21 protein-coding genes are annotated in these 16,185 nt (G+C 56.6%); 16 read left to right on the top strand and 5 right to left on the bottom strand.

Going from position 1 to position 16,185, the window contains the following annotated elements; genetic code table 11:
- Nucleotides 1-61: 61 nt before the first annotated feature.
- On the bottom strand, nucleotides 62-808 hold the full coding sequence (locus tag RBB62_RS18005) for a KAP family P-loop NTPase fold protein (RefSeq protein ID WP_309400598.1): 747 nt from the start codon (nucleotides 806-808) through the stop codon (nucleotides 62-64).
- Nucleotides 809-860: 52 nt separating this feature from the next.
- Between RBB62_RS18005 and RBB62_RS18000 the strand changes: the two genes are divergently transcribed.
- The 7 genes from RBB62_RS18000 (at nucleotide 861) to RBB62_RS17970 (ending at nucleotide 5,616) form a co-directional block, all read left to right on the top strand.
- The gene (locus RBB62_RS18000) at nucleotides 861-1,286 is read left to right on the top strand and encodes a hypothetical protein (RefSeq protein WP_309400595.1); all 426 of its coding nucleotides are present in this window, start codon (nucleotides 861-863) and stop codon (nucleotides 1,284-1,286) included.
- A 144-nt stretch (nucleotides 1,287-1,430) separates the two neighbouring features.
- Nucleotides 1,431-1,862: a hypothetical protein gene (locus RBB62_RS17995; protein ID WP_309400594.1), complete on the top strand. Its 432-nt coding sequence runs from the start codon at nucleotides 1,431-1,433 to the stop codon at nucleotides 1,860-1,862.
- A gap of 2 nt (nucleotides 1,863-1,864) precedes the next feature.
- The gene (locus RBB62_RS17990) at nucleotides 1,865-3,331 is read left to right on the top strand and encodes a phage minor head protein (RefSeq protein ID WP_309400592.1); all 1,467 of its coding nucleotides are present in this window, start codon (nucleotides 1,865-1,867) and stop codon (nucleotides 3,329-3,331) included.
- Nucleotides 3,321-3,506 (top strand): hypothetical protein, encoded by a 186-nt coding sequence (locus RBB62_RS17985; RefSeq protein ID WP_309400590.1) that lies wholly within the window; start codon nucleotides 3,321-3,323, stop codon nucleotides 3,504-3,506. Before RBB62_RS17990 ends, RBB62_RS17985 begins: the two co-directional genes overlap by 11 nt.
- Nucleotides 3,503-3,937 carry a phage virion morphogenesis family protein gene (locus RBB62_RS17980; RefSeq protein ID WP_309400589.1) on the top strand — a complete coding sequence of 145 codons (435 nt, stop codon included), beginning with the start codon at nucleotides 3,503-3,505 and terminating at the stop codon, nucleotides 3,935-3,937. Before RBB62_RS17985 ends, RBB62_RS17980 begins: the two co-directional genes overlap by 4 nt.
- A gap of 109 nt (nucleotides 3,938-4,046) precedes the next feature.
- Complete coding sequence (locus tag RBB62_RS17975; protein ID WP_309400587.1) at nucleotides 4,047-5,048, top strand: phage protease; 1,002 nt, start codon at nucleotides 4,047-4,049, stop codon at nucleotides 5,046-5,048.
- Between the two features lie 97 nt (nucleotides 5,049-5,145).
- The gene (locus RBB62_RS17970; RefSeq protein ID WP_309400586.1) at nucleotides 5,146-5,616 is read left to right on the top strand and encodes a Mu-like prophage major head subunit gpT family protein; all 471 of its coding nucleotides are present in this window, start codon (nucleotides 5,146-5,148) and stop codon (nucleotides 5,614-5,616) included.
- A 48-nt stretch (nucleotides 5,617-5,664) separates the two neighbouring features.
- On the opposite strand, the gene RBB62_RS17965 is transcribed toward RBB62_RS17970, so the two are convergent.
- The 4 genes from RBB62_RS17965 to RBB62_RS17950 all read right to left on the bottom strand — a co-directional run bounded on the left by RBB62_RS17965 (nucleotide 5,665) and on the right by RBB62_RS17950 (nucleotide 7,650).
- Entirely contained in the window at nucleotides 5,665-5,841 is a 177-nt protein-coding gene (locus RBB62_RS17965; protein WP_309400585.1) for a hypothetical protein, read from the bottom strand.
- Nucleotides 5,842-5,849: 8 nt separating this feature from the next.
- The gene (locus tag RBB62_RS17960; protein WP_309400583.1) at nucleotides 5,850-6,500 is read right to left on the bottom strand and encodes a hypothetical protein; all 651 of its coding nucleotides are present in this window, start codon (nucleotides 6,498-6,500) and stop codon (nucleotides 5,850-5,852) included.
- A gap of 222 nt (nucleotides 6,501-6,722) precedes the next feature.
- Nucleotides 6,723-7,274, bottom strand: coding sequence for a hypothetical protein (locus tag RBB62_RS17955; protein ID WP_309400581.1), 552 nt, complete (start codon nucleotides 7,272-7,274; stop codon nucleotides 6,723-6,725).
- Nucleotides 7,275-7,293: 19 nt separating this feature from the next.
- Nucleotides 7,294-7,650: a hypothetical protein gene (locus RBB62_RS17950; RefSeq protein WP_309400577.1), complete on the bottom strand. Its 357-nt coding sequence runs from the start codon at nucleotides 7,648-7,650 to the stop codon at nucleotides 7,294-7,296.
- A gap of 29 nt (nucleotides 7,651-7,679) precedes the next feature.
- On the opposite strand from RBB62_RS17950, the gene RBB62_RS17945 reads away from it, so the two are divergent.
- The 9 genes from RBB62_RS17945 (at nucleotide 7,680) to RBB62_RS17905 (ending at nucleotide 15,407) form a co-directional block, all read left to right on the top strand.
- Nucleotides 7,680-8,315, top strand: coding sequence for a hypothetical protein (locus tag RBB62_RS17945; protein WP_309400575.1), 636 nt, complete (start codon nucleotides 7,680-7,682; stop codon nucleotides 8,313-8,315).
- Nucleotides 8,315-8,902 (top strand): hypothetical protein, encoded by a 588-nt coding sequence (locus RBB62_RS17940; protein WP_309400574.1) that lies wholly within the window; start codon nucleotides 8,315-8,317, stop codon nucleotides 8,900-8,902. The genes RBB62_RS17945 and RBB62_RS17940 overlap by 1 nt, the downstream gene beginning before the upstream one ends.
- A 234-nt stretch (nucleotides 8,903-9,136) precedes the next feature.
- Complete coding sequence (locus RBB62_RS17935) at nucleotides 9,137-9,733, top strand: hypothetical protein (RefSeq protein ID WP_309400573.1); 597 nt, start codon at nucleotides 9,137-9,139, stop codon at nucleotides 9,731-9,733.
- A gap of 12 nt (nucleotides 9,734-9,745) precedes the next feature.
- Nucleotides 9,746-11,407 (top strand): hypothetical protein, encoded by a 1,662-nt coding sequence (locus RBB62_RS17930; RefSeq protein WP_309400572.1) that lies wholly within the window; start codon nucleotides 9,746-9,748, stop codon nucleotides 11,405-11,407.
- On the top strand, nucleotides 11,400-11,756 hold the full coding sequence (locus tag RBB62_RS17925) for a hypothetical protein (RefSeq protein WP_309400571.1): 357 nt from the start codon (nucleotides 11,400-11,402) through the stop codon (nucleotides 11,754-11,756). Before RBB62_RS17930 ends, RBB62_RS17925 begins: the two co-directional genes overlap by 8 nt.
- A 146-nt stretch (nucleotides 11,757-11,902) precedes the next feature.
- On the top strand, nucleotides 11,903-12,265 hold the full coding sequence (locus RBB62_RS17920) for a hypothetical protein (RefSeq protein ID WP_309400570.1): 363 nt from the start codon (nucleotides 11,903-11,905) through the stop codon (nucleotides 12,263-12,265).
- 2 nt (nucleotides 12,266-12,267) lie between these two features.
- Entirely contained in the window at nucleotides 12,268-12,975 is a 708-nt protein-coding gene (locus RBB62_RS17915) for a hypothetical protein (RefSeq protein ID WP_309400569.1), read from the top strand.
- A 12-nt stretch (nucleotides 12,976-12,987) separates the two neighbouring features.
- Entirely contained in the window at nucleotides 12,988-14,898 is a 1,911-nt protein-coding gene (locus tag RBB62_RS17910) for a LamG-like jellyroll fold domain-containing protein (protein WP_309400568.1), read from the top strand.
- On the top strand, nucleotides 14,898-15,407 hold the full coding sequence (locus tag RBB62_RS17905; RefSeq protein ID WP_309400567.1) for a hypothetical protein: 510 nt from the start codon (nucleotides 14,898-14,900) through the stop codon (nucleotides 15,405-15,407). Before RBB62_RS17910 ends, RBB62_RS17905 begins: the two co-directional genes overlap by 1 nt.
- Nucleotides 15,408-16,185: the final 778 nt, after the last annotated feature.

The raw sequence follows: 16,185 nt of genomic DNA, 5'->3' as shown, positions 1-16,185 counted from the left end.
TTGCATTAGGACCAGACTGATAATCCATGGTCTATCACACAACTGTCAGATTGCCTCGTAACTACTTCACTTTAATACAGTGCTCAAGTTGTATTTTATCGACCGCCGCAACCACTACAACTCCTCTGGCTTCGAAAAAGTGCTTCACCCTTTCCAGCAGGGTAATTGCGAACCGTGGTTCGCACCGATCCAATTCGTCAATAAAGATAACAAGTTTCATCTCAAGCTCTCCATTCAGCACGTTGCTAAATGCAGCAATGAGCTCATCGCGTGCTCTAGTTGTCTTCAGATACGTATCAATTCCCTCCTGCAAAAAGTCGTCTTTCGCATCCATCTTCTCCGCAAACTTACCTGGATCAAATCTGTAGAAGCCTGCACTAACCGAGGAAGCATAATAGATCCCCTTAATGATACGACTCATCGCCCACTTCACTTCATCCTGAAAGACTTCAACTTGTTCGCTGATTTCACTAGCAAAGGCCATAAATGGATCTGTTGCATGATCGATTTTCCAGGCATTGATCTTCACTGTAATGAAATCCTCTGCGTTTTGTTCAAAGTCGTCAGCCAATCTATCCAGAAACCAAGACTTACCGCTTCCCCAAGCTCCATCCAGCATGATACGAAGGGGTTCCTTCACATTCCTGCAAAGATTCATCAGATTTGTCGCCATGGCAGCTCTGGCAGAGTTGCCTGCTTCGCATTTCATTAAGTCGTCTTCGAAACAATCCTTGGGCGGTTCGGGATAAAGCATCCCGCGTTCAACGGCCTCGGTTCTGGCAAAATTGGCTCCAATATCTTCAAACATAATTCTCCTTACATAACGGCAAGCAACGCGGCCTTAGATCGGTCTTATCAAAATGTCACAGCAAACAAAAACTACGCGAGAATCTAGAGCGCTCGTCCCGATCCATGGGAGCGACGGCCGCCAGACTGTCGCTGCGGCGCCAGGGGAGCGCGTGGTGGACCTGCCGGCGGATTGCATTCCCCGCGTCGCGGTGGCCGACTGGCAACCAGTTGGCGATGGCACCTATCGGCCCGTGGCGAGGATCCACGGTTGCTGGCCGCGGCTGAATGAAGTTCACGAGCTGCAGCTCGGCATCCGCTACCGGACACTCAAGCGACTCATCATTGCCGGCTTCCTTGAAGGCGCCCGCGTGTCGCCGAGCTGCTGGATCTTTTCGCTGGAAAGCTATTGGGATCACATGAAGCGTTGCCAGGAAAACCCCGAGTTTTGGGACGACGCGAAAAACAAGCAGGCCTACAACAAAGCCATTGGAGAATAGCCCATGAAAAAGGATTCCAAAAATCGCCAAGAATTTCCACAAGTCCGAGCCCTGCCGATGGCACGGGTTCGCCCAGAAAATAATTTTGCCGCCAATTGCAGGGGCTCCGTAGCGGCATAAAAATCTTAACCTCAATTTCAAAGTATGAAAGTAACGCTAACATGGGAAGATGAAGACAAGGGCTATCTGGTAGACTGGAATGAGCTCATTCCACGCTGGAAGCTGTCGACCTACTATTTAGATCCAAACATCTTGGAATCTGCCTACGCAAACTTATGGTTTAATACAGCTGTGACTCCGCCACTATTCTATATTGGCGAATTAACCGAATCGGAGTGTGATTGCGGCTTTCAGCTTATTAATGGAAGAAATCGCACCACTGTTTTATCTACTGTCCTTGATGGAATTGTGCCATTGGCGTTGAGCGATGATGCGGAAACCATTCCCTTCATCGCCAGTGCAATTGTTCGACCGTTATCACCAAACGAAGTTTTTGAGCTCCCTGATTTGCCAATACTAGCTCATTCAGAACTTCGCCAACTAGGTGGCGAAGACTATGAAGGAGGCGGTCAGTAGTCATGGCCAAACCTTCCAAGTTCCTGCTAACGCCGACGCCTTACGAAGAGGCGGCGCAGTTCATTGCGGACAAGCCTGTCGTGTCGCGCGAGATCTTCGATCGACTGTTGCCAGAGGTGCAGGCGCGGGCTTTCACGATCACCGGCATTGAGTCGGCCGACGTGCTGCAGACGGTTCGCGATCGCATTGCCGAGCTGCCGCGGGGCGGGGATTGGAATAAGATCAAGGCTGGTATCCTGGAAGACATTGGCCCGTGGTTCGACGCCCAGGGCGCCAATCGCCGCGCCGAGCTGCTGATGCGGATGCATGGCTTTCAGGCTTACCGCGTTGGCCAGTGGGAAACAATTCAACAGACGAAAGAGGCGCTGCCTTACCTGCGCTACATCGCCACCAACGACGCCCGGACACGCCCTGATCACGCCGCGCTGCATGGCATCGTGTTGCCCGTTGACGATCCATTTTGGGAGCGACACATGCCGCCCTGGGATTGGGGTTGCCGCTGCCAGGTGGTGCAGATTTCGGAATACGAAGCCGATCAAATCCGCAAGGCCGATAAGAAGCGCCCGCCCGATCGCCGGCTCGTGCTCGATGAAACGGCGCGCTCGCAGCTGCGCTCCGGCCGGTTTGTCCGTGGCCCGGGCGAAGTGTTCGACGTGCGCGCTCCGGAAGAACGCGGCCGCTCCGGCCCGGGCACCCCTGGTGATCTCCGGATGCCGCTGAGCATGATCCGCGATCGCTACGATCCCGAGGTCTTTGGCGAGTTTGAAAACTGGGCGCGGGGAACCAACTTGCCCGGGCTCAAGGGAGAGGCATCTGTCTGGCAATGGCTGGGCGGCGAGGAGCTCCCCCGGGCGCACCGTCCGCTGGGCCCCAAACTCAAGCCCAAGAATCTCGCGCCAGGCGTTATCAAAGAAATCAACGAAACCATGGCGGCGATCGACCAAGTCCACGACGACGGCCCGCTGCCACGACTGCCCGTCTTGCCGGAAGATCACCCCGACTACGACGGCTCTTACAATCGCCTGCTCAACGAGCTCAAGCTCAACATCAACAACGTCGACGACCCGCACTTTACTTTGGTTCACGAGATCGGCCACTGGCTGGATCACCGCGCCTGGGGCAGTGGCCTGCAGATGGGATCCGAAATCAGCGAGGATCTCGCGCCGCTCCGTGAAATCTGGAAACGCGATCGCACGTTGAAAGCTTTCGACCAGCAGCTGCGCGACTTCATGATCCCCGATAAGAAGATCGCTTATTATATGAGCGAGGCCGAAATCTTTGCCCGCAGCTATAGCCAGTGGATTGCGGTTCGATCGAAGTCGCCGATTTTGCTCGAGCAACTAAACTTCAATCGCGAATATCCATTCCGGTACCGCAACTTGATTCAGTGGCCCGATGAAGATTTCGGCGAGATCGCGGAAGCCCTGGACGATCTATTTTCAAAACGAGGATGGCTCAATGAACGATAAACTGTCAGTCGAAGCAAAACGCCAACAGGCACGCGAGGAGCTCATCCAGGCTCACGTCGATTCCGGCATGACTCGCGAAGAGGCCGAGAAGTTTGTCCGCCGCAGCAAGGTGCTCGATATCACCGACGCCGATCCCCAGGAATACCGCTCGATTTTTGATAGAGACGAAGCATGAGCTTGCGCATCATCCAGGATACCTTGTCGCCAGGGCTTCGCCGCAAAGCGAAAGCTATTGAGGATCCTACGCCGATTTTGCGGGTGATGGGTGTCACGCTGCAGAGCTACACCGTCCAGACTTTCAGCGAGCTCGTGCCCCGGGCGCGTCGCTGGCCCAACAAGAAAGACGGCACCCCCAGCAACCTGCAGCGAACCACGGCGCTCCGCCAAAGCATTCGCCTGGTGTCAGTCGATCGACGCAAAGCAGTCGTCGGCACGGATCGGCTTTACGCGGCCGTCCATCAGTTTGGCAGCCAGAAGCAAAGCGGCTACGGTAGCGGGATCCCGGCGCGTCCGTACTTCCCATTCCGCGGCGAGCGCATGATCCCCGAAGCCCACCGCCGTGTTAAGGCTGCTGCTCAGGCGCAGCTGGCGGTGTTGTTGCGCTGAGTGTTTTTTTCGTCAGGACAAAAATTGTCCTAACCCTTTTTCGTGCAGGGGTGGCCACCATGGCCAGGGTGTTTAGACGGGAGTAGGCGAATCCGCTATGCTGGCGGGGATGATTCGCACTTTCCGATCCCGCAGCCTTACCGACGCTGAAGTTAAAGAACTTCCGGAGCGTCTCGTCGTCATGCCTTGGGGCGACAACGAGATAAACGGCGGCAAGATCCTGAAAGTTAACGCGACGACTTTGGCCCAGCTGCCCGCCAACCAGGCGCTCGTCAACTTCGACCGCGTCGCCCTGGACTTCAATCATAACAGTGTGCCTGATACGCCGTTCTATAAGGGCGAGCCCGTGAAGGTTGCTGCCTACGCCAGCGTCAAGGTCGTCGAGGGCGAAGGTATTGTTTATGACGACATCGAGTGGACCAAGGAAGGCCGCGAGATGGTCGAGGGTGGCCACTACATCGATCTCAGCCCCGCCATCAAAGACAACGACGCCGGCGAGGTGATCTTCCTCCACAGCACGGCGCTTTGCCGCCAGGGCGAAGTCCGTGGCTTATCGCTGCACTCTGCTGATCCCTTTGAAACCGAAAATCCAAATCTAACCATGAAGTATAAAACCAACCTTATCCAACTTCTCGGCTTGAAGGCCGACGCCACTGAAGAAGCGATTGACGCGTCCCTGAAAACCTTCACTGCAGATTTGGAAAAGCTGCGCGAAGAAGCCGGTCAAGTCAAAGCCCTGGCCGCCAAGATTGAGGCGTTCGAAAAGAAAACCAAGACTCCGGAGGAGAAAGGCAACAGCGACCTAAAGGCGCTCGCCGCCCGCATCGACTCCCTGGAAAAATCCGCCGACACCCGCGAACGCGACGTGCTCAAGGCGCAGGCGATCCGCGACGGCAAAATCGTGCCGCTCTCGGCCGACAAGCTGGATCTGGAAGATTTCAAGGCGCTCGTCGCCGAGCTACCCGCCGACCAAGTCCCGATGGACAAGCGCACGCCCGACGGCATCAAGGCCCTGGCCTCCGCAGGCGTCGGCGCTACCGACTCCAGCGAAGCCGAGGTGAAGCGTCAGCTGAACATCAGCGACGACGACTGGAAGAAATACAACGGCTAACCGCTTCCGGCCTCCGACTTTCCAGCCCGACGGGACGAGTTCCCCGCCGGGCTTTGGAGGCGAAAGAATACTAAATTTAACACCGATCTAAAACATCATGCCTCCAGCTTCTGAACCTTACGACGCACCGCAACGCAGCGGTAAATCCGTCAACTTCCCGGTCGCCGCAGCGGTCGCGATCTATTCCGGCGTGCTCGTCGCTAAAGACGCCAACGGCCGCGCCAATCCGGCCTCCGATACCGCCGGCCTCGTCGTGATCGGCCGCGCTCAATTCGACGCGCTCAACGCCGACGGGGCAGCCGGCGACATTGATGTCGTCGTCGCTCCAGGCGTTTTCCGCTACGCTAATTCCGCGGTCAATGCTGTGGCCCAGGCTAACGTGGGCGTGCCTCTCAAGCCGATCATCATCCAAGATGAAAAGCCGGTCGACCTGCTCGCCCTCGACGATCCGGAAAGCGACCACGTCTTCAAGAATCACGAGTTCCTCTACCAAGCATATAAGCGCGCGGGCTACGGCTACGGTCTCCCCGAACTCGCCTACGGCTCCGACGGTTCCACCGCTGCCTAACCTTCAACCGAATTTGTTCTACCGTGGTTCCCAAACCGGCGGCGGAGGTCAGGATAGGCCTTCGCCGTCATAGGGACCAACCAACTCAACCAACTTTTTCCCATGGCCACTGAATACGTAACGATGACGAACATTGCCGCCTTGCTCCCGGGCAAGTTCATCCGCCAGGCGCTCGATGACGACAAGGACGGCAAGGAAGACGCCGAAGTCTGGGCCGAGGTCCAAGCTGCTGGTCAGCCCATTGAAGTTCCCCGATCGGCGATTTCGCCGGCAAAGCGCCCGAATGCGGCGGCAGCTACGCCCCAAACCTCGTCCCCCTTAGCGCCTTCTTTTTGTAGTACTTCGATCTCGCCGCGGACATCCCCGCTGATGATGCCGAGCTCCTGTAGGCGAGACAGGCTTTCGCCCACGGCGCGGCCGGACTGTAGGCCGTCATAAAGGCGGCCTACGTGGACCGCGAGATCCTGAAACGGCTGATTCGTGGCGGCCGCCAAATCACCGACCATCCGCAAGCCATCCCCCGTCGACAAAGATCCACGCGTTAACGTTTCTAAAGTACGCGAAGCCGCTGCAATGCCCTGGATTTGAAACGGTGTTGATGCGGCAAACTGCTCCAATTCACTGATGCGATCACGAGCATCGCCAACGCTGCCCAGTAAGGTAACAAAGGAAGTTTGCAGGTCTTCAATGCCGGCAGCTTCACTGCTCGACTTTTGCAGCAGCCCGACCGCGCCTGCCGCTCCCACAATTCCGGCTGTCACTGCAGCGAGCGGCGCAATGATGCCACGAAGGCCGCCCATTAAACTATTCAGCCCCAAGACAGAGCGCCCCATCGGTCCATTGAACCGGTCGGCGTCGAGTGTCATGGTAGCGAAGAGGTTCATGGTCTGGTCACGCCCAGGCGGGCGAGCTGCTTGGTTGGCGCAGGGCCTTGATCATTTCTTTTTCCAGATAGGTTGGGCCTGCGGCCTCGTTGCCGTAGCGGAGGCTCGCGCTGGCGAAGAGCATAAACGCCTGGGCAAGCGAGCAACCGCCGTCGCCGTCGGCAGTCAGGTTGCGGCCGTCAGCGTAATCGAGCGTCCAGCCGTATTCGCTTAAAAGTGTGTCTAAGAGCGTGACGACCCAGCCGAGCCCATTTCCTGCTGCGGCGCCGAAGCTAGCTTCTTTTTCGACGCCGCCTCTTGGTTTCCCGGCGGGCGGGAATTAATCACGGTTGCGGTCGCTTGTTTGATGATGGCGCCAATTTTAAAGCCAAGTTCCTGTGTTGCTTCGAGTGGTAGGTTTTCACCAAAGGCAAATACAGCGTCTTCCCAGGCTTCGGTTCCTTCGGCCCAAATTTCGCGGCTTTCAGCAACTGATCGAGTCAGCACAAAGCAAAGCTCCATCAACCGTAGATTATCCATCTTATCCTTGGCCGTGGCGGGATCCGTAATCGGGTTGCCAATGCGTTCCAGGAAAGTGTAGCTGGCGATTGTCAGCGGTATGACAGCCCGGTTTCCGATTTTCATTCCTTCCGGATAAAGCGCGTCGAGCACGGCGCCAGGCGTGGCTTGGCTAAACTTGTCGCGGGCTTCCAGGGCGCCGGCAATTTGCTCGGGCGTCCATCCGGTGGACTTCGAGGCGGGCTTGGTTTTTTTCTTCGTGGGTCGCTTAGGCATGGTTCCGAAAAGTTAGCGGTTAAGCGGCGGGCGTGATGCCGTCGTAGGCTGTGGCGCGGACGCGGAATTTCGCCTCCTCGTTGTTGCGCCACATCTCTTCGACGTCGTCGACCATACAGCTCGCCACGCCGCCGATCGTGATCGCGTCGCCGGTCTCCATTTCTGGCACGGCGGTTTGGACGATGGCTTCGAACTCACACTCGTTGCGGTGGTTGAACCAAACTTTGCTTTTGGTGAAACCGTTGTTGTCCAGGATTGTCTTGGTGTCGGCAGTGCGGAGCTTGCGGCCGCTAACAATGAGGCCGGTGCTGTGCGCGTTGCCGGAGCCCCAGATAACGGTTCCGTCCCCTTGAATGACTGGCGTGGTTTGTGGCATGGTGCGAAATCAGTTTGGTTAAGCGGTGGGTGACTGGACCTTATCAATCGCTGCTCAAAGAATTGCCAGTGCGCGGCGCCGTGATGCAGGACATCAGTGAACTCTATGGGCTTTTTCTCGTGAATACCTGCAAGCTAACAAAAGGGGAAGATAGCGCTTCTGGTGAGCTGATCGTCAACTTGGTTGAGCAAGGCAGTGGCATTACGATTGGGGGCTCGGATGGGAATAATGTTCGCATTGAATTTGGTCTGACACAGATCGAACGGGAAATTGAAATGCATCCTCGCTACCGCCCAGGAGCAGGTGGCGCCAAGGAGCAAACTGCCGAATCGCTGGCGGCCATTGAGCGTAAGCTTGAAGATGAAAACAGCGAAACATTCGAAGCTGGATCTGCTGCTGAAGAACTCTACACAAAACGCCGGCGTGGTCAGCGCACCTATATTTTATTTGCCCCGGTGGTGACTCAGCGCACGGGCAGCCCAACTAAGCCGAAAACATTTGGTGGCGGCAAAATTGAAAATCCACCAGACACACCATCAGGAACGAGCGATTACGCATGGCTCAAAACCGACGATCGCATTATCTATCCTGGCGAAATTGATGTATGGGATCGTGTCGAAGAATGGACCGGTGCGGAATACTGGGATGAAGAAACATACAGCTAATGAGCGCACCACTTCCAAACACACCACAAGCAGGCAAGCAGGTTCTTGCAACCTGGGGCCGGGATGTTGTTCGATTTCTTAAATCGCTACGCCCCCTTAGCGGACCGGATATTATTATTCATCGTGGTTCGAATGGCTGGACTCCTCATTTGGCAAACATTCCAAAGAGCGGTGGAAACAAAGCTGACGATCATCCCTGGAAGCCCTACAGCTTCGACGGCCTCGATGTGCGGCTGATCCCAGGCACCGTCAATGGGCACGTCCTGGCGTCGAATTGGAATGCCGCGTTGGCGCTCTCTGCCAACGCAACGGGCCACTGGGTTTGGATTGAGGTCACTGTTGATCAGCGTGGGGATGCTGTGAGTGCTTTACTGGTGAGTGGGGCCACAATCCCAACTACCGCAGCACCGGCCAATGATGGCACCATTCCAACGAAGCTGTATGCGGGGCTGTTTTCCTTTAATTCATCGAACACGACAGTAACCAAAGTCTTTCAGGCAGCAAAAGAAAACCTCGCGGTCGAAGTCACCGTGACCGATCCGGCCTGTGACGAGGTTTACCGCAGCGCCAGAATTATCAATGCCTGAGATTCTGCCAGCTCTTGACGTTCCACGCTATGCCAAGATTGGCGCGGCGCTGGCTTACCCAGCGTTCATTCGTGGAGTGCAGCCATGCGAGTGTGCATGCGTTCCGAGTGTGTCGGTGGTTTACCAGAGCCGCAGCGCTAGTGCGCAGAAGCAAGGTTTCGGGATGAGTCTGGCGACTACTTTCGCAAGGTTTCAATCCTTAAAACCGATGATAGCGAATACCCTATTTTGCGTGTGGGCGTTGGTAGCTGTAGTGGCAGTGGGACAGGCTACATTACGTCAACTATTGCTGAATCGCAGGAATTAATTAATGATCGCGACAGCACCAAAGGCTACACCGCTATCTCGCGCAGTTATGCCAACTCAACATCCATCGGAACCGATGGGACATGTGGCGGTGAAGACTCCGCAGGGAGCTACAGTTATAGCAAAACTGGCATTTTTAGGTATGCCCCAAAATTTGGAGGCTATTTCCCGTCAAACCAACCGATCCATCGCTACTATCACGAGACCCAAACAAATGAATGTGATAAATGTGGCGACTGCTCCGAAGGATGTGAGGATAGTTTTTCTGAGGATGAGTCCAGTCAGCTTCTGAATACTTCCGGATGGGGGTACGACGATGCCACCTTTAGCAGTGAGTTCACACTGGCCAATGTTGAGAGCTTGGTGGACGAGGACCTGCTGGCTTGTGCCTACCTTTCGATTGATGCAGCACATGCGGTATCCCGCCAGTTCTCCCAGAAAATCCATAAGCACAAGCACATCGATGCTACATTGGAAGACCTTGATCCGTCGTGGGAATTAGATTCCACATCGTACCAATCCTAAATCGATTACCGCGTGGCAGATGCAGAGGCTGGTCTCGCTAGCGCTCAGGCCAGCCAGACAGTTGCCCAGGCCGCCCTCGAAGAAGCCAACGACGAACTGTCCGAAGCGCAGGCTGAGCTGACCTCGATCCAGTCCCAGATGAACAGCGAGATTGCCGAGCTAGACACCAAGCGCGCGCAGGTGATGGCGAAGGATCACGAGCGAATCAAGATCCTGCATCAGCTCGAATACGATGGCTTGACCGAGGGCGAGCAGTCGGCGCTGGAAGCACAGCGCGATGCGTTGAGTGACGAGGCCAACAGCATCGTGGCTAGCTACCCTACGCCTGAAGCCACAATGATTTTGCTTTTAGACCTGAAGCAAACAGTGAAATTGAAAGAGGCTGCCGTGGCCGAAGCCGCCGACGAAGTTACCATCGCCACTGCCAACGTGACACAACAGGGAATCCGCGTGGCCGCCTGTGAGGCCAATTCCGACGCCCAATGGCTGAATTACTTCTCGAACGGCAGTTCGATAGCACTCAATGAGCACTCCGACCTGATCTTAGATAATACTCAGATTTCCAAGCAGGAATTTCGTTACCGTGTCACCATCGCACTGGGTGGATATGACATCCAGTCGGCAACGAGTTTTACGATCAACTGGCGCGAACGAACTTACAAGGCGGACCTCGAAGAGGGCGAAGAGGAAGAAGACACCTACACCTACGTTGAGAAAACCGCCACTGTCACCGCCAACCCCGGCGAGTACGAAGCGAGCACTGGTTGGTACACCGTTACTGCACCAGATCAGGATTACGCCGTGCGCGTAGTCGGCGTGGCCGTAACAAGCAGCGCCTCACTCGCGGTCGAGCATCAGGGCGGCAGCGCGCAGAAGCGTGGCATCTATGGCTACACCCCGAGTTCCCCGCCCAGGATCTACCGCCGCGAAACGATCACCGGAGGTTGGGCGGGAACGCCCTCCACCGATTACGACAGCGAGCGCTACTATGCGGAAGATTTTTGGGATGACGTCTACGAGTTCAGCGACGATTACGGAACCGCCAACGAGCTGGCCAACTGGCCGTTGGGCACAATATTCCAGCCAGCCACCGATGAGCCCAATACAGGCCGACGACCCGCCACGCCAACCACCGAAAGCGCCACGGCCCGTGAGTTTGTCCGGACCCGCAACGGCATCGACGAGAACATCGCTTGTTCGCTGAGTGAGGAATACACCACGGCCGCGTTGAAGGCCGAAGTGGATGACCTGATAGGAGGAGACTGGAATGGCGGCAGTGCCTTTACCCTGCCAGATGCATTGGGCGGTAACAGCAACCCCGCCAGCATCCGCTTCCTCTCGGCCGATGAGCTGCGCTACAATCGCTCGCGCTTTCGTTTCAAGCTACGGGGCTATCTGCCCAAAGCGCCGACTGCCGACATGGCACCGCAATCGGAAACCTTCGCGCTCACCAAATACACCATGAACCTCGAAACAGGTGCCTTGAGTAGTACGCCGATGAACGTCAGCCTGAGCTTTGATGAGGGTGAGTCGAACAAGACGCAGGACGATTGGACCATCATCGAGGCTGGGGATAATGAGCTAGTTTGGATTGAGGTCGGCGACGGCGAAGAGCGCAACCACTACGAAGGCTCAATCGAAGTCATCCCGCCAGCCCCCATCAGCTATGGCTAAGTTTTTCTGTCCGCTCTGTGGCAACCAATGCCACGCCCGCCAAAAGCTCTGGCCTGAAAAACCCGACTTAATCTGGCACTGGGATTGCGCCGAAGCCGCCGGCGTCAAGCAACGTCCCGTTGCATCGGAGAGGCGGGAGGCAGAGCCACCCGCGAGCGCTGAGGGGCACCTCGGCCTTGGCGACACTGTGGAAAAAATCGCCAAGCCCATTGCGAAAGCGCTGCGGTTGTCCTGCCTGGATCCCGCGGGAGCGCTGCGGCCGGACAGCAAGTGTGCGCAGCGCCGCAACAAGCTCAACGCGCTCGGCCGAAAGTTTGCCCGCCGTGGCCACGATGGCCAGGGCGCTTAGACGCTGGGCGTTGTTTACGCTAAGCTGCGGGCCTCATGGGTTTTGCCGCGCCGCTTTCCATCTGGCTCGATCTCGATGCCAACTCCGACAACCGGTTATTCACCGGCCGCCGCGATGCGTCCTACCTGGACGCCAACCCGCTGTGGGTGCTCGGCGATAAGCGACGGCTGGAGCTCTACCCGTGTCGCTCCACGGGGACTGAGCTCGACACCCGGGGCTTGCCCGACGGCTACACCGCCACGCTCAGCGCCAAGCGCTACGATGGCCTCGTCGCTGGCGAGCTCTTCTCTTTGGCCCTCACGGCCGAGGCCGGGCAGGACGGACACACCCGGTTTGTCGGCACGGTGGATATATCGGGCGCGGTGCTCGACGCAGCGATCGCGCTCGACGACCAGCAGCTGCTCGAAGGCTTTCGCGCCCGCGTCCAGGTAAAGTTTGCCGCCGGCGATAACTCCGAAATTTTCCGGCCAAGCTTCCTGGTCGTGATCCGCAACAACATTGACGCCTGAACATGACCGCTTTCCGCCGCCAACGCATCCGCCTGAAAATAGACTTGGGCAACCCCTTTGCCGATCTGTCCGACCTGCTCGCCACGGGCAGCGACTCCACGCCCCAGATCGCCCGAGGCATGGACCTGCAGTTCGAAGGGGGAGCGTTTCACGGCGACACTCTCCTGGACGTCTCGGTTTATTCATCGATCACGTTGGAAGTGAAGCTGCCCCGCGCTGGCCGCTACGCTCCGGACGAAGCAGACGCGCCGCTGCTCAAGCTCGTGGTGGCCAACGCCGATCTGAACGCCGCGCTGACTTCGGAGGAATGGGACGCCGGTGCGGAAGACGACGCCCACGTCGTGTTTGCCTTCACGGGGGCGCAGACGAAAAACGTTTCCGCCGGCAACCGCTGGCTGGCGATCTACGCCACGACCAACGACGACCCGGGGCGCACCGTGCCCCTGGCAGCCGGCCTGGTGACGTTTGCCGAAGAGGGCGTGCCCAGCGTAGGCGATGCGCCCGAGCCGGCCGTCGAATACTACGACAAGGAAACCAGCGACGCCCGTTACGTCCAGAAGGCGCCCGCCGACGCAAACCTTCGGGTCAAAAACGGCAAGGCGTTCCAGCTCGTGGATCCGGACACCGGCCTTTGGCACGACCTCTTTGTTTACACCAACAACGGAACCGAACCCGCCCGCCTGCACATCGCTGACGTCGGCGAAGCTTAACTTTTTTTGACCATGAACAAACTCACGATTCTTGCCTTCCTGGCTTCGCCGCTGCTGGCGTTTGCCCAATACATGCCGCCCACCAGCAGCTACGACCCGGTAGTGGTCGACGGCTCGGGCGTGGTGGCTTTCCCGACGAATATCTGGAGCGCCAATGCGGCCGACATCGCTGGCGAAGTGGCCGACGATCTCGGCGCGACTTACTTCACGAAAACCGAGATTAACGAACAGTTTGACGACCCGACGACCTCCAGCGCCGATCCGCTTAACTGGGCCGATTTTTTGGAGTCTGCCCTGGGCGATTATTTCTACCACGACAGCGAAAGCGATGCGTTCGCTGCTGATCCAACAACCGGCTTCTCTGGGTTTTCCGCTGCGACCTGGGCTGATGCTCTAGATACGGCGCTTGAGTCCTTCTTTAATACCGAAGCCGAAATCGACGCCATCGAGGCTGCCTTGGATCGCTTGTCCAAGAGCCGAGCACCTCGCGCCGGGGTGCAGTTCGATGGTAGCGCTGGTTATTTCAATTTCCCGACTTTCACCTTCACTACGAGCACATCGATTTCCTGTTGGGTGCGGATGGCGGACCTTGGGGCCGACCAGAACCGAAGCCTTTTTGGTAATTTAACCAACAGCGGCCCTTGGATTTCGCCCGGAGGCGTGGTCGATTATTTTCGGATTCGCGACAACGCATCTACCGTGCGGAATTTCACTGGCGCAACGTTGGGGGTTGTCGATACGAACGAATGGCAGCATTTTGTCTTCGTCTGGGGCGATGACGATACGCTGACGATTTATCGTAATGGCGAAGCGTTTTCCTCGGTCGATGCTTCGGGACTTACGCAGCTGTCGCTTGATTCGCTAGCGCGCGGCTATGGGGTAGTGTCCGACGAATTGAACGCGGCTTATTCTGAAGTAGCTTTCTGGAATATCGCGCTGGATACCAGCGAAGTCACCGAACTCTACCAGAGCGGGCTGGGCGCGTTTTACGCGGCGCATCCGGAGTATGCCGCTTACACTACCTACACCTCGGATTTTTCTGCGGGTGTAGATGGCTTTGGTGCAGTGAATGGAACTATCGCTGGCGACATCGATTCGATAGGTGGAGAAAACGACACCTTTGAAATGACTGATGATGGCGACGGCTTTGTGAAAGCAGGCAAGGGAAGCACTTTCGCTATCGGCAGTTTTTACCGAGCGACATTCGATTACTACATCCCTAGCTCGAATACTGGAACGATAACCTCGGTTCAATTTGATGATCAGTCCCAAGTCGTCACCGTGGACGCAGCGCCGACCGAGGACGCTTGGACCACGGTTACGGGCATCCTGCCAGCCGCTGCCGCAACCGCACAACTCCGACTCATCGCAAATGGAACTTCGACTGGTGACGTGTTCTATGTGAAAAATATTCAGGTAGAACAACTTGGATTAGTTGCAGGTTATCCAATGGATGAAGGCATCGGCTACCAGATCCACGACCTGACTAAAAACTACAACGACGGTTTATTGAGTGAGACGTTAACTGGTTGGACACACCTAGTCGAAAAACAGCTAGGCTACCTTCGGGATTTCTCTGTGGATGCTTACAATGGAGGTTCTGGCACTCAGGAAATAATCGATGGGAGCCGTGATTTATACCCCGGTTACTGCATGCCGTATTATGCGACGATAACTACGAGCAATTCAGGATTTTTTACTGCATCTGATCTGGAGGTCCAAACAACGCAAGGAGGCGGTGTTAATGCACTCACCATGGGAACGGGACCCACTGGTTTTACGATTACGGCTGATCGCCGCACGGCTTTTCCGCTAACAGCTAATTATAACACAACATCGCGGCGTAATATTGCGCTTAGCTGCACGACCGACTCCGACGCCACGGAGGTGGATGTAACCGTCTTACTCATGAGGATTAAATAATGACCACTTTGCACACCGTCAACGAACACGGCTTCCACTTTAAGAAAACCGGCAAGGGCGGCACCTACAGCATTCCCTTTTCCCGTTTGTCGCCGCCGATCGAGCTTTTGGAGGGCGCCACTAGCGGGTCTTGGGATGCCAACACATTCACTTTGACCTATTTCACCACCGACGAGGCTGGCGAACGTATGGTCAACGAGCTGGATATCACCCAAGCTCAGATCGACGAGGCCGCCGCGCTAATCGGCGTCCCTGACCCGAATGTGGCGCTACCGGTACCGGCACAAGTCACCGTCCGCCAGTTGCGCCTCTGGCTGAATGCCGAGGGCCACGATGTCGACGCCGTGATCAACGCCATGCCCGAGCCAGGCAAATCCGAAGCGCAGATCGCCTGGGAGTACGCCACGATCTACGAACGCGACGACCCGCTCGTCGACGGAATCGGCTCCGCCCTCGGCCTCACTTCCGCCCAAATCGACCAAGCCTTCCGCGACGCCAGCCAACTGTAGCACCGCCGCAGCTCATCCGCAGCCCACCTGCACCCTTACCTCAGAAAGCCCGCAGCCGACCCATTTCACCCCTAAAAACAACCCTTTTCAATTATTCCGGCCGTTTACGTCAAGGAACAAAAATATAAGGCGGCTTCCGGTGTGGGAAATCGCTGGCGGAAAACGGCCGTCGCCAATGCGCATGTTTGCGTGGCGTGTGGGCTCGGGCGCGGCCTGCCCGTGACATGGTCCGCTTGCCGCTGGGCAACCAAGGTTGCATTAAAGCCTGGGGGCGTCGCGGATGGATTTTACCGCGAATGTGCTCCCGTCAAAACGGCTCCAGTGGCGCTGCGACTCCAGGCAGGCCGGGGAGGGGGAGTGGCTAAGGGAAGTTCATGAGTTGGTAGAGTTCTAAAAGTTGAGTGGAAAGGTAGGACGCAGTCTCCAGACAAGCCGCCAGCATCCTGCTGGACCGTTAGATTTGCCATTGGCAAATACCACTCCACCGGGCGGCTTGTCTGGAGACTGCGCCCTACCTTTAAGTGATAGAAATAACACTATCATGCATCGCTTCGTTCGCAAGGAAAAATACTGAACAATAGAATATTAATAGTGAGTGGCTCTCAATAATAATGGATGCTGGTAATCAACGGTTTACGCAGCGCGATGCATGCTTTTTGCAAGCGACTTTCCAGCACTTTGGGACGTCGCTGTGCGTTTCCGCTTTTTTCTTAAATCCTTTTCCTTTCTCCTCCGCGATTCTTCGGATCGCGGCTTGTAAACGAATTGGTAAAGGTGG

The organism is Cerasicoccus maritimus, from assembly GCA_031296935.1.
Classification (GTDB): domain Bacteria; phylum Verrucomicrobiota; class Verrucomicrobiia; order Opitutales; family Cerasicoccaceae; genus Cerasicoccus; species Cerasicoccus maritimus.
This window is presented reverse-complemented; position numbering and strand designations above follow the sequence as displayed.

Coding starts and splice junctions, on each gene's coding strand:
- RBB62_RS18005 (WP_309400598.1), bottom strand. CDS start 808: ATGTTTGAAGATATTGGAGCCAATTTTGCCAGAACCGAGGCCGTTGAA.
- RBB62_RS18000 (WP_309400595.1), top strand. CDS start 861: ATGTCACAGCAAACAAAAACTACGCGAGAATCTAGAGCGCTCGTCCCG.
- RBB62_RS17995 (WP_309400594.1), top strand. CDS start 1,431: ATGAAAGTAACGCTAACATGGGAAGATGAAGACAAGGGCTATCTGGTA.
- RBB62_RS17990 (WP_309400592.1), top strand. CDS start 1,865: ATGGCCAAACCTTCCAAGTTCCTGCTAACGCCGACGCCTTACGAAGAG.
- RBB62_RS17985 (WP_309400590.1), top strand. CDS start 3,321: ATGAACGATAAACTGTCAGTCGAAGCAAAACGCCAACAGGCACGCGAG.
- RBB62_RS17980 (WP_309400589.1), top strand. CDS start 3,503: ATGAGCTTGCGCATCATCCAGGATACCTTGTCGCCAGGGCTTCGCCGC.
- RBB62_RS17975 (WP_309400587.1), top strand. CDS start 4,047: ATGATTCGCACTTTCCGATCCCGCAGCCTTACCGACGCTGAAGTTAAA.
- RBB62_RS17970 (WP_309400586.1), top strand. CDS start 5,146: ATGCCTCCAGCTTCTGAACCTTACGACGCACCGCAACGCAGCGGTAAA.
- RBB62_RS17960 (WP_309400583.1), bottom strand. CDS start 6,500: ATGAACCTCTTCGCTACCATGACACTCGACGCCGACCGGTTCAATGGA.
- RBB62_RS17955 (WP_309400581.1), bottom strand. CDS start 7,274: ATGCCTAAGCGACCCACGAAGAAAAAAACCAAGCCCGCCTCGAAGTCC.
- RBB62_RS17950 (WP_309400577.1), bottom strand. CDS start 7,650: ATGCCACAAACCACGCCAGTCATTCAAGGGGACGGAACCGTTATCTGG.
- RBB62_RS17940 (WP_309400574.1), top strand. CDS start 8,315: ATGAGCGCACCACTTCCAAACACACCACAAGCAGGCAAGCAGGTTCTT.
- RBB62_RS17925 (WP_309400571.1), top strand. CDS start 11,400: ATGGCTAAGTTTTTCTGTCCGCTCTGTGGCAACCAATGCCACGCCCGC.
- RBB62_RS17915 (WP_309400569.1), top strand. CDS start 12,268: ATGACCGCTTTCCGCCGCCAACGCATCCGCCTGAAAATAGACTTGGGC.
- RBB62_RS17910 (WP_309400568.1), top strand. CDS start 12,988: ATGAACAAACTCACGATTCTTGCCTTCCTGGCTTCGCCGCTGCTGGCG.
- RBB62_RS17905 (WP_309400567.1), top strand. CDS start 14,898: ATGACCACTTTGCACACCGTCAACGAACACGGCTTCCACTTTAAGAAA.